We start from the raw sequence: 12,544 nt of genomic DNA on the forward strand, positions 1-12,544 counted from the left end.
TAATTAACAATTCATAATTAACAATTTACAATTAATAATCAGCTATGAAATTATATCTTAAAATATGGCGTCAATTTGATACTTCTTCCAAAGGAGAAATGGTAGATTATGAAATAGACAACGTTTCAGAGCATATGTCTTTCCTTGAAATGCTGGATCTTTTGAACGAATCCCTGATTCACAAAAAAGAACGGGTCATCGAATTTGATCATGACTGCAGAGAAGGAATTTGTGGGCAATGCGGCATTATGATTGACGGAAGAGCGCACGGACCTTTAAAAAACACCACAACCTGCCAACTTCATATGCGAAGTTTTAAAGATGGCGACACGATCTATATTGAACCTTTTCGTGCAAAAGCCTTCCCCGTTTTAAGAGATTTAAAAATCGACAGAAGTGCTTTTGATAAAATCATCACCGCTGGTGGATTTATAGGCGCTTCAACCGGTCAGGCGCCGGAAGCCAACAGTATTCCGATCTCTTACGAAACTGCCGAAGCTTCTTTTGATGCTGCTGCTTGTATTGGTTGCGGAGCCTGTGTCGCAACTTGTAAAAATGCCAGCGCAGCTTTGTTTACAGGTGCCAAAATCACGCATTTAGCTTTGCTTCCACAGGGAAAAATTGAAGCTTCAAAAAGGGTTTTAACTATGGTACAGCAAATGGATGCAGAAGGTTTTGGAAATTGTTCTGACACCAGAGCCTGCGAAATCGAATGTCCGCAGGGAGTTTCTATTCTCTCAATTGCAAAAATGAATGCTGAATATACTAAAGCTTTGATTTTTAGAAAGTGAGGTGTGCTAAGGTTCTAAGATTCTAAGATTCTAAGATTCTAAGATTCTAAGATTCTAAGATTCTAAGATTCTAAGATGAAAATTAGTAAACTTTGCGACTCTGCGCCTTTGCGCGATTATTTCAGCAGTTTTTTTATTCACTTATAAAATTTCACGCAAAGGCGCAAAGGCGCTAAAGTCTAAAACTAAAAAAACTTTGTTTTCTAATTGCGTAAACTGTCTATTTCACTCTTTTTTATAAAGCCTTTCCTGACCATCTGGATAAATTCTTTTAATAGCAGTGATTTCGTTTTTTTCTGAAACAATTTTAATGCGGAAATCATTATCACCATCAAACATAAATAAGTCTTGCTCTAAAGGAATCATTAAAAGAGTAACAATATTGTTCCACCTGTAATACAACTTACTGTCTTCGTATACAAGCTCAGATTTTCCAAATTTACCCTGATACGACTTTAAAATTTCAGGATCAACATTTAAAGGTTTTTGTCTGTTTTTAACAACTGGAATAAACCAATCAAGATCGTTGCCGACTGAATCTTTATTTTTTAATGACAAATTTTGCAAAGCCAGCAAATGAGAACTGTTTACAGCTTCTTCACTTTTGCATAAAACATCTGGCATAACTCCTTTTCCTTCAAAATCCTGATTAGTAATAGGATCTTTAACCTCTCCAAAAGGTATATTTACAGAAAAACCGTTTGGTAAAACTTTTCGATCAATAGGATGAGCTCCTCCGGCTGTTTTTTCACCTACAATAGTAACACGTTTTAAATTTTGGAGCGAATAACTCATCCATTCTGCCGCAGAAAAAGTAGAATTGCTTGTTAAAATATAAATATCTATATCAGCAAGGCGTTTACCCGGAACAGAGGGTAATAGCCACATTTCGCGCTCTATTTTTTTTCTGCCTTTTTCATAGTAATAATATTTGTATAGAGGTAATTCCTTACCAGAGTAAAAATAGCTGCTTATAAATTGGCCCATTTCCATAGCACCCCCATTATTTTTACGCAAATCTATTATTAAAGCATCTGTATTCTCAAAAAAATGCATAGCAGCGGCAGCGGTTTCACTTGCTATTGCAGGATCTTCAAAATAATCAAACTCTAAATAGCCAATGTTTCCTTCAAGAATTCGTGTTTGCTGAAAGCCAAAATTTCTCTTTTTTGCCTCAGTTAATTCTTGAGCCTTAATTTTTTGTTGTATCTCTTTATTTCCTTTTTTTTGTTGATCTGCCACCCATTCCGGATCATACATTACTCTAAAGTGTAAATCTTTACTAAATTCTAAAAGGTCAGTTGAAAGTTTAGAAGCAAATTCATTCGGACTTATGATATTTTTATAGATTCCCTTTTTATAATTCTCATTAAGTTTTTTCTTTATATCCGCAATAGCGTTTGGTCTTATATAAAATTCTTCAAGCTCTTGGGTTAGCGAATCAATAATTTGCTTTTTTTGCATCTCATTTAAAGTAACATCCTTTGTAATGAGGTCTTTTTGCGAGTAGGTACAAATTGATAATAGCAGTAGTGCTAAAGTTAAAATGTTTTTCATTTTATGAAGTTTTACAGTTTGAAATTATTTTATGAAGTAGTTTGTCAAGCAATTCGATTTCGTCGAGAGTTAATCCACTAAGTGCTGTTTTTCGATTAAGTTTAAAAATAGGAGTCAATAAAACAATCGTCTTTTGACCTTTCTCAGTTAATAAAAGCTTAGATTTTCTTTTGTCTGATTCATCTACTTCTCTAGTCAAATAATCTTTTTGCACCATAAGCTCTATTATTCTTGTAATAGAAGCATTGTCTTTGAAAATTAATTTTGCAATTTCTATTTGAGGTATTCCTGCATTATCATTTAAGATAATTAACACCAAGCATTGATCAACTGTAATATCGCCTACAACCTTTTGTATGTTCTTTTGGCAAATTTTCCTGTATTCTTTTATGGTCTGCTCTATAGTATAAAGTACAGTTCCGGTTGGAGTTTTCTTTTGCATATTAAATCAGTTAACCTTGAATTTGTTTGATATATCAAATATAATTATTTATTTGATATATCAAACAAATTTGAGTCAATTATTTTTCTCATCGAAATAGCGCATACATAAAAACCCGACATGTTTTTATAAACGTGTCGGGTTTTAGCATCGCAGAAAATAAACTTTGCGACTCTGCGCCTTTGCGAGATTTAAAAAAAATAACTTATAAAACTTCCTGTCTTAGCGCTTACGCAACAAATCACACAGCAAAATAAGGCGATAAAATATCTTCAAAATTATACAATCCTTTTTGTTTGTCTTTTAGATTTTCGGCAACAAAAACAACGCCGCTTCCAAAGGCTTCTCTTGAAATGGACTCGTGAATTAGTCTAACCGTTTGATAAGGAAATCCGAAGATCACTTCATGTTTGCCCACGATTCCTCCTGCCCTAACTGAATTAATATTTTCTTTCTCAACGTCTAATGCTTCTGCAATTTTTATTGCTGTTCCTGAAGTCCCTTCTTTCTTTTTAAAATGTTCTTCATTCACTTCAATATCCACCCAAGGTGCTATTTTCTTCAAAAACTTAGCAGCAAAAAGCAAATAATTTACTCCAAGTGTAATATTCGGTGACCAAAAAACAGTGGTTTTAAGGGATAATTTCTTTAATAACTGAAGTTCTTTTTCTTTATAATGAGAAATGGCCGAAATGATTTTAATATTCCTTGTAGCTGCCAATTCTCCATAATCGTAAATTCCTTCATTCGAAGAAAAATCGATAATGACATCAACCGGATGTTTGTCTAAAAGCTCTTCTATTGATGTTTTGGAACTGGAATAAATTAATCCGGGTTCATCTGACTGAATTCCGAAAAATTCCGGAACCGATCTGTGTTCTAAAACAGTACTTTGTCTTAAAACCCACTCTAAGCAGAATTTTTTATTTTCCAGCAGTATTGATGCTACTGATTTTCCCGTCTTTCCGAATCCGATTAGTCCTATTTTCATAATTTATTTTTTTATTGGGCGAAATACCCGTTAACAGAAATTGACATTTTTTGAAGTTTTTGTCAAGTCTAAAATTTAATTATTATCCAAGCTGATAATTATCCTCTCTCGCTAAAATAGAGATATTATCACGGGAATACTAGTAAAAAGTTGCATTTGTAACAATTAAAAGTGGAGTTAATCAGAATAATTGTGCTAAATGTTTTCGGTTCCAGATTTTAGAATTAATTGCCCGTCTATTATTTTCTTTCTTTAAATAAAGAATTCGCAATTTTAGCAGAGTAAAAAGTGCTTAATTTTTCATTATCCTATTTTTAGAAAAACCACGGTAAAAAAAAGATTTCATAATGTCCAACTAAACAAATTTTAATTAGTTTTATGGCCTGATTGCCCCAAACAAAATCAGTACATAATGGCCTACAATAACAACGAATTAATGCGTTTTTTAGACGCGCAGAATAAATTGTACCTTTCTGCACTTGCTGAAATTAAAAAAGGTAAAAAAGAATCTCCATGGATGTGGTTTGTTTTTCCGCAGATAAAAGGAATGGCCTCATGTGACACCTCAAAATTCTACGAAATTAAAAATGCCGATGAAGCGATAGCCTTTCTGGAACATCCCATTCTTGGAAAACATTTGATTGAAATCACAGAAGAATTAATCAAAAACGAGGAAAAAACAGCAGCAGATATATTCGGTAATCCTGATGATGAAAAATTACAATCATGTTTGACTTTATTCGCCAGCATTCAAAACTCGGAACCCATATTTCAGGAGGCGCTACATAAATATTTTGACGGATCATCTGACTTTCATACCCTGCAATTATTGTACAGCAATCTGTAAAAGTATTGGTAGCTTATCTTAAAAATTCCAAAAAGATAAAGTGATTTTCTTTCGTTTCTAATTAAGATAACTATATTTGCAACACTGTTGCGTTTGCTGTAATTCGCATAGTTCTCCCAAAAAGAATGAAAAAGAAAGTTATTATTATTAATTTTTTGATGTCTCTAATAGTATTGTTCGCAATGCTGTTTCAGACGGTCCATTCTTACGAACATCTTTTAACACAATTAACAGAAAAGCACTGTGAACATCAAACCAGTGCTAATCAAAAGGAAATAACGCACAGCCATTCTGTTGATACAAAATGCCCTATTTGTCATTTTACATTCAGTACTTTTATTCCGAATTCTTTTCAGTCTTTAACTTTTGAAAAAGTACAAATTGAAACTTCTAGCGTATTTCTATATACAAAATCAGTTTCAACTTTCTTCAAAGGCAGTCTTTTTGCATTAAGAGCACCTCCTGCCCTTTAAGCATTACTTCAACATTTTATTAAAGTCAACTTCTTTGTTCATTTTCTACATCTGAATGAAAGAGAACTGTATTTATAGCTCTTATCAAAATTATCGATAAGGTGTAAAACGGCATTTTTTTAATGTTGAAATAAAGCTATTGCCTTAACTGCAATACATCATCTTTTTTTTTCGCAAAACAAACACTAAAGTACTGTTAACTAACAGAATACTCCTGTCATTTTGCGATTAATTTTAAATTAAACCCAAAATTAAAATCCATAATACTATGCTTACAGCTGAGAATCTGACAAAAAAATATGGCGAGCAAATCGCTCTTAACAAACTCAATCTAACGATCAAAGAAGGAGAAATATTCGCTCTTTTAGGTCAAAATGGAGCAGGAAAAACCACTACCATCAATCTGTTTCTGGGTTTCATAGAGCCTACTAGTGGAGAACTGGAAATTAATGGTGTTTCAGTAGCTGAAAATGCTCAGGAAACAAAAAAATTCGTTGCCTATATTCCTGAAACAGTAATGCTTTATCCGAATCTTACAGGCATGGAAAATCTGAAATTTTTCTCGTCTTTGGCCGGATTTAAATATTCAAATGGAGAATTAACTTATTTCCTGAGCAAAGCCGGACTGCAAGCAACGGCTCATCAACAGCCTCTTGGCGGTTATTCAAAAGGAATGCGTCAGAAAGTGGGTATTGCTATTGCTATTGCCAAAAAAGCAAAGGTTCTTTTACTTGATGAACCTACCAGTGGTTTAGACCCAAAAGCTTCTAACGAATTCTCCCAAATCTTAAAAGAACTTTCAGCTGACGGAACTGCTATTTTAATGGCTACACATGACATTTTCAGGGCGCGTGAGGTTGCCACGCATATTGGAATTATGAAACAAGGTAATCTCGTTACCATTATTGAGGCTGAGAAAATATCAGCAAATGAATTGGAAGCTCTTTATTTACAAACTGTTTAAAAGGAAAAGTAATTTCCATCAACCTAAAATGAAAAATTTACTTTCCTTTTTATTCGTATTCATAAGTGCACAATACCTGCATTCTCAAAATATCAGCAAAAAAGTCAAAGACAGCATTGCTCAGGATTCCATTAAAATGGAAAAAAATGAATTACAAACTGTTGAGATCGTGGGTCGTTCAACACGAAAATACAACAGTGACTATTCTTTTTCTGCGACAAAAACGGCAGCATTAAATAAAGATATTCCACAGTCTATTTCTACAATTACCAAAGAATTAATTGCAGATAAAGGTGCCTTTTATTTGGCAGATGCCGTAAAAATGGCTAGTGGCGTTATTCCTGCCAGTTATTACAATCAGTATACGATTCGCGGTATAAGTCAAAATGAAGAAGGCCAAATTATTAATGGAATGCGAACCAGACAATATTATTTTCTACAACCTTTGACCAGTAATATCGAACGTATAGAAGTTATAAAAGGACCTTCGAGTGCTACCTTTTCTTCTGTAGATCCGGGCGGAAGCATTAATATGGTTACCAAAAAACCTTTGACAACAGACCGAAAAGAAGTAAGTCTGAGCGTTGGAAGTTTCAGTACACTTCGCGGAACATTAGATTTTACAGGACCATTAAATGAATCTAAAACACTTTTATATCGTGTAAATGGTGCTTATCAGGAAGCCAAATCGTTTCGTGACCTAGTCAACAACAAATCGTTTTTACTATCGCCGTCTTTCAGTTACATCCCGAATGAAAAAACGGCTATTAATACCGAGTTGATTTTAAGCAGTATGAACGGAAATCTGGATCGTGGGCAGCCCATTTTTGGTGCCGTTGCCGGAAAGACCGATTTAAACAAAACGCCAATCAGTTTAAATTTAGGTGCTGCGAGTGATTTTTTTAAATCAAAAGAAATGATTTTGATGACCAACTTTGCTCATAAATTCAATTCTAAGATTGGTTTTAATGCTTCCTACATGAAACAAACCTGGACAGAGGATCTTCAGGAACACAGAACCACAAATGCTTTTGCAGTTGATATGAATAATAAGCCGGTAACAAGTCTGGCCATGATGCAGTTTGTACAGCGCGAACAAAATTGGGATGTTGACAATTTAAGCGCCTATTTTAACTTTGATTTCAAAACAGGAAAACTGAATCATAAACTCCTTACCGGATATGATTTAAGCAGTTGGAACAAAAATAAGGGCGGCGGGCAAAATGCGGCCCGTGGTTATTTACTAAAAGACGGAACTGTAGCCGGTTCATTTGTTTTGGCAAACGCCAATAATTATCAAACTACCACTATCGATGGCATTATAATGCCCAAACCCAATGTAGATTATTTTAATTTAAACAATCCGTCTTATAAAATTACAAGTCCTGACGATTATACTTTAAATGTTCGAACTGCTTTGCCATCGGCTTTAACCACCACAAATGCCCTTTATATTCAGGACCAGATTCAATGGGAAAGAATTACTTTTTTACTAGGCCTGCGACAGGAATGGTTTGAAGATATTACCAATTACGAATCAAATAATGAATTGACCGTAAAGAAATCGGCTTTACTGCCGAGAGTTGGTATCACTTATGCCATAAACAAAGCCATAAACGTTTATACTACTTATCTTGAAGGTTATCAGCCACAATCGAATACGGTTACTTTGATGCCTCAAACAGGCAGTCTACCAGCTGGAAGTTTATTTGATCCATTGGAAAGCAATTTAAAAGAAGTAGGCTTAAAAGCGGTATTTCTTAATAATACCATGAGTTTCAATGCAGCAGTATACGAAATCAATCAACGTAATATTTTGATGAATGCTAATGATCCAGCTAATCCTGATTTACTGGTTACAAGAGGCGCTGAACGCAGCCGTGGCTTTGAATGTGATTTGGCCGGTTATATTACACCGCAATGGCAAATAAATGCTTCGTACAGTTTTATCGACGCTGAAATAATCAATGATCAGAATCCGGCCTTAATTGGCGCACGAAAACAAAATACACCAAAAAATAGCGCCAATTTATGGACACGCTACAACTTTGCTTCAGACACTGCTTTAAAAGGTCTGGGCGTGGGTTTTGGTATGCAATATCAAAGCAGCAAAGTGCCTTGGTTTACAAGAGATTTCACACTTCCTGATTTTACGATTTTTGACGCCGCTTTGTATTATAAACCAAATAATAGCAATATTCAGATTGCGGTAAATGCGGGCAATTTGCTCAATAAAACGTACTGGTTAGGTGCTCAAAACTATTTGAGATTGTTTCCAGGAAGTCCACGAAACGCAAGTCTGACCGTAACTTATAAATTTTAATTGGCATGAAATCCATACATATAGAACTTTTAATAGCAAAACATTTAAGGAATACGGTTTTTAAAAATTCGGCCGTATTTATAATCTCATTATTTATTGGTGCTCTGTTATTTTTTGCTGCGATATCGGGTTGGGAAAACTACAACAGCCAAAACGAAACCAGTGAAAAATACCAGCATCAGTCGCGGGAAGACTGGTTGAACAATCCGGATAAAAACCCCCATCGCATGGCACATTATGGAAATTTTGCCTTTCGCAAAAGCACCTCTTTAAGTGTTTTTGAATTTGGAATGGAGCCTTTTTTCGGGAATGCCATATTTCTGGAAGCTCACAAACAAAATACAGCCAATTTCTCTGAAGCCGGATTCTCCAACAGTATTATGCGTTTTGGAGAAATTAGTATTGCAATGGTTTTTCAGGTTTTATTGCCATTGTTGATTTTTTTCCTTGGATTTAATTCGGTCGCAGCCGAAAGAGAAAACGGAACACTCAAACTTCTTTTAAGCCAGGGAATCAGTTGGAAACAGCTTTTATTTGGAAAAATATTGGGAGTTGCGAGCGTTATTATGATGCTTTTTATACCGGCAGTTTTAGTACTTATTTTTGTTTGGATGCTCCTTCAAAACTTTACCCTTTCAACGGATGAAACTATAAAAATGCTATTGTTTATACTCTTCCATTTTATTTATCTATTGTTTTTCTGCGTCATTGCCGTTCTGATTTCTGCTTTAAGCAAAACATCAAAAAAAGCACTGATTTCCTTAATTGGAATTTGGCTGCTCTTTACTATTATTTTGCCGAGAACCACACAGGCCGTTGGCGCTTACATATTTGAGGCACCTTCGAAAGTGCAATTTAACAGCAATATTGAGAAAGATATTCTGAAACAAGGCGACAGCCATAATCCAAATGATCCGCATTATAAAGCAATCAAAGATTCCTTATTGCGCGCTTACAAAGTAGATTCGGTGCAGAAACTTCCATTTAATTATTCCGGTTTTATTATGACCGAAGGGGAAAAAATCAGTTCAAAAATTTACAATCAGCACCTGGAAGATTTACTTCAAATTTATGAAAGGCAAAATAGTTTTTCGAAAGCCGTTTCGTTCCTAAACCCTTATATCGCCATGAAAAATTTATCCATGGGATTATCCAACACCGATTATGATTCGTATATCGATTTTCAAAAACAAGCCGAAAATTACCGTTATAATATGGCGCAAAAAATGAATGCGTTACAAATCAAATACATCAGTAATAAAAAGCCGGCAGCAACAGATAAACCACTGACTATTGACAAAGACCATTGGGCGGATATTGATTCTTTTCATTATGAGCCAAAAGGAATTCTGACCGTTTTAAAAACCGAAATCCTTTCTATTATATCCCTAATTATGTGGATTATCCTGCTTTTTGTCTTCATCAAAATCGCAGCTAAAAACCTAAAAGCCATTTAATATGTTAGTATTACTATTTAAAAATTTCATCCGTTCGAAAGGAACCAAAATTGGTTTGCTTTTTTTACTGCTCATCGGTTTCATAAGCCTTTTAATTGGTCGTCAATTTCAGCAAAAACAACAGCAAAATATAGTAGAAACTGCCCTATATCAAAAAGAACATATTGCAAGAAATGCGGCTTTTCATAAAGACGAAATGGGACTTTTGCTGTATTACATAAAATTTTCTCTGGTCAATAAAACATTACCCATAAACAGTCTGGCCATCGGTCAACGTGACGTAAATCCGTCGATACAAAGTGTGACGATTCGTGGTTTAGAAGCGCAGAAATACGATTCGGAGTTAAATAATCCAAATAATCTGTTGGCTGGAAATCTCGATTTTGGATTTGTGCTTATTTATCTTTTTCCGCTTTTGATTATCGCTTTTTCGTATAATATCATTTCCGAAGAAAAAGAAAGCGGTACGTGGAAAATTGTTGCCACACAGAGTTCTAATATAAATTTCTATATTCTGAAATTGTTTTACATCCGAATTTTAAGCTTAATTGCGGTGCTTACCATTGTACTTATAATTGCGGCGTTTTTTCTGAATATTCCGTTAGATCAGCCCTTACTCACCTTTTACGGACTCGGTATTTTATATATTCTTTTTTGGTTTTCGGTCAATTTCTTTATTGTATCACTTCAGAAAAATTCAAACTTTAATGCTGTAATTTTATTGACTATCTGGCTGTTTATGATCATCATATTACCTGCTGTCATTAACTCTTACATTGTCAATAAATATCCTGTTCCGGAGGCTTTAGAATTAACTTTAAAACAGCGAAACGCCTATCATCAAAAATGGGATATGGATAAACAAATTACACTTGACAAATTCTACAAGCATTATCCACAATTTAAACACTATCCTTTACCAAACACCGAATTCAGCTGGCTTTGGTATTATGCGATGCAGCAAATGGGCGACGATGAATCGGCAATACAATCCAGAGAATTAGAATCAAAACTAAAACAGCGTAATCAAGCCAGCAAACTTATAGCCCAGTTTGTTCCAACGCTTCATACTCAAATACAACTGAATGAAATTGCCAAATCTGACTTAGAAAATCAGCTTTTATTTTTGAAGGAAACCAAGCAATTTCATGAAAAAATGAGGTTGTATTTTTATCCTAAAATATTCGATAATACTCCCGTAAATCAGGAAAAATGGAAGAAATTTAAGATTGAAACTTTTAATGATAACTCAAAATTAGATTTTGCAAAAGCGTTCCTTCCTTTGCTTCTGTTCAATTTAATTTTAATGGGTTTTGGCTGGCTAAATTTCAATAGAAAAAGACAAACATTCTAAGTTTTTCAGTTCATAAACATTTAATACGAAGCCTATTTCATTAATTTGAAATAGGCTTTCTTGAAAGATAGCGATGCCAGTTCATGTTTCTTTGGTACATCTTCATAATAATTTACTATCCCTGTATTGAAGTTTAAAATAGGTCATTCACAAAATTTAAATTATCATTTTTTAAATTTGTTTTAAAGGAAAAGAAACCTGCTCTTTTAAAAAAACACCTATATGAAACTCCAGCAAATTCAAATTCAAACCAACAATATTCGAGAAACTGAGACATTTTATAGTGATATTCTTGGCCTTAAAATCCTCGAAAAAAAGTCTGATTCCCTCACTATTAAGGCTGGAAATTCTGTTTTAAAATTTATCGAAAATCCTGAATTTGATTCTACTTATCATTTTGCTTTTAATATTCCCGAAAATAAATTGGAAGAGGCCATTAAATGGTGCGAGAACAAAGTCAATCTGATAACCATTCAGGACAAACGCATTATTGCCAACTTTGAAACCTGGAATTCAAATGCCGTTTATTTTCATGATAACAATGGTAATTTACTGGAATTTATTGCCAGACATGATTTAGATAATTTTCAAATAAAGGAATTCAGTTCTAAATCCATATTAAGCATTAGCGAAATTGGTATTGTTGATGAAAACCCAATGGAATTAGGAGAGCAATTAATCGAAAGTTATGATTTGAAGTTTTTTGAAAAAAATTTTAACAGTGAAACTTTTGCTGCAATTGGAGATGATGAAGGTTTGCTGATTATCGTAAAACCCAACCGTAATTGGTATCCAACCCAAATGCCTTCTAAAAGCAATAAAACAGAAATAATAATTGAAAATAAAGGCACTAAAATTGAATTAGATTTTTAATCCACTTTCTTACTTTCAATATTTCGTATTCCTTATTTTTACAGAAATTTAAATTTAAAAAATGCCATTTGTCCGAATAAGTCTTCCGAAGAAACTTTCATTAGAAACAAAAAACAATATTTCAGAATCTATTCATCAATCTTTAATAGAAGAATTTTACATTCCAAAGGATGATTATTTTCATGTTATAGAAGAATTAGAAAATCATCAAATAAAATATCCGGAAAATTATCTCGGAATTTCACATTCTGAAGAAATAATTTACGTTCAAATCATTGCCGGACAAGGAAGAACATTGGAACAGAAGAAGAAATTGTATCATCAAATTGCGACCAAGATTTCATCTTCTACAGAAATCTTGATCAATAATGTCATTATTGTTTTGTTGGAAAATAATGGTCTCGAAAATTGGTCTTTTGGTAATGGAGAAATTCAGGAACCTAAACATTTGAAGAAATAATTTATAAATAGA

The 12,544-nt window shown here is 33.8% G+C and carries 12 protein-coding genes; 9 read left to right on the top strand and 3 right to left on the bottom strand.

Annotated elements, in window-relative coordinates:
• Positions 1 to 44: 44 nt before the first annotated feature.
• Entirely contained in the window at positions 45 to 791 is a 747-nt protein-coding gene (locus BUA98_RS07650) for a succinate dehydrogenase/fumarate reductase iron-sulfur subunit (protein WP_072971016.1), read from the top strand.
• Between the two features lie 225 nt (positions 792 to 1,016).
• Here the strand turns inward: BUA98_RS07650 and BUA98_RS07655 are convergent, their stop codons facing one another.
• The 3 genes from BUA98_RS07655 to BUA98_RS07665 all read right to left on the bottom strand — a co-directional run bounded on the left by BUA98_RS07655 (position 1,017) and on the right by BUA98_RS07665 (position 3,781).
• Positions 1,017 to 2,348, bottom strand: coding sequence for a S41 family peptidase (locus BUA98_RS07655; protein ID WP_072971017.1), 1,332 nt, complete (start codon positions 2,346 to 2,348; stop codon positions 1,017 to 1,019).
• A gap of 1 nt (position 2,349) precedes the next feature.
• On the bottom strand, positions 2,350 to 2,790 hold the full coding sequence (locus tag BUA98_RS07660; RefSeq protein ID WP_072971018.1) for a MarR family winged helix-turn-helix transcriptional regulator: 441 nt from the start codon (positions 2,788 to 2,790) through the stop codon (positions 2,350 to 2,352).
• Between the two features lie 241 nt (positions 2,791 to 3,031).
• The gene (locus BUA98_RS07665; RefSeq protein WP_072971019.1) at positions 3,032 to 3,781 is read right to left on the bottom strand and encodes a 4-hydroxy-tetrahydrodipicolinate reductase; all 750 of its coding nucleotides are present in this window, start codon (positions 3,779 to 3,781) and stop codon (positions 3,032 to 3,034) included.
• 412 nt (positions 3,782 to 4,193) lie between these two features.
• On the opposite strand from BUA98_RS07665, the gene BUA98_RS07670 reads away from it, so the two are divergent.
• The 8 genes from BUA98_RS07670 (at position 4,194) to BUA98_RS07705 (ending at position 12,532) form a co-directional block, all read left to right on the top strand.
• Positions 4,194 to 4,628 carry a DUF1810 domain-containing protein gene (locus BUA98_RS07670; protein ID WP_072971020.1) on the top strand — a complete coding sequence of 145 codons (435 nt, stop codon included), beginning with the start codon at positions 4,194 to 4,196 and terminating at the stop codon, positions 4,626 to 4,628.
• 125 nt (positions 4,629 to 4,753) lie between these two features.
• Positions 4,754 to 5,101 carry a hypothetical protein gene (locus BUA98_RS07675; RefSeq protein WP_072971021.1) on the top strand — a complete coding sequence of 116 codons (348 nt, stop codon included), beginning with the start codon at positions 4,754 to 4,756 and terminating at the stop codon, positions 5,099 to 5,101.
• A 268-nt stretch (positions 5,102 to 5,369) separates the two neighbouring features.
• Positions 5,370 to 6,065, top strand: coding sequence for an ABC transporter ATP-binding protein (locus BUA98_RS07680; RefSeq protein WP_072971022.1), 696 nt, complete (start codon positions 5,370 to 5,372; stop codon positions 6,063 to 6,065).
• Positions 6,066 to 6,093: 28 nt separating this feature from the next.
• Positions 6,094 to 8,388 carry a TonB-dependent siderophore receptor gene (locus BUA98_RS07685; protein ID WP_072971023.1) on the top strand — a complete coding sequence of 765 codons (2,295 nt, stop codon included), beginning with the start codon at positions 6,094 to 6,096 and terminating at the stop codon, positions 8,386 to 8,388.
• Positions 8,389 to 8,393: 5 nt separating this feature from the next.
• Positions 8,394 to 9,845 carry an ABC transporter permease gene (locus BUA98_RS07690; protein WP_072971024.1) on the top strand — a complete coding sequence of 484 codons (1,452 nt, stop codon included), beginning with the start codon at positions 8,394 to 8,396 and terminating at the stop codon, positions 9,843 to 9,845.
• 1 nt (position 9,846) lies between these two features.
• The gene (locus BUA98_RS07695) at positions 9,847 to 11,199 is read left to right on the top strand and encodes a DUF3526 domain-containing protein (RefSeq protein ID WP_072971025.1); all 1,353 of its coding nucleotides are present in this window, start codon (positions 9,847 to 9,849) and stop codon (positions 11,197 to 11,199) included.
• Positions 11,200 to 11,421: 222 nt separating this feature from the next.
• Complete coding sequence (locus tag BUA98_RS07700; RefSeq protein ID WP_072971026.1) at positions 11,422 to 12,072, top strand: VOC family protein; 651 nt, start codon at positions 11,422 to 11,424, stop codon at positions 12,070 to 12,072.
• 61 nt (positions 12,073 to 12,133) lie between these two features.
• Positions 12,134 to 12,532, top strand: a complete 399-nt coding sequence (locus BUA98_RS07705; RefSeq protein WP_072971027.1) for a tautomerase family protein — start codon at positions 12,134 to 12,136, stop codon at positions 12,530 to 12,532.
• Positions 12,533 to 12,544: the final 12 nt, after the last annotated feature.

Origin of the sequence: Flavobacterium saccharophilum (genome assembly GCF_900142735.1) — a bacterium.
Lineage (GTDB): Bacteria > Bacteroidota > Bacteroidia > Flavobacteriales > Flavobacteriaceae > Flavobacterium > Flavobacterium saccharophilum.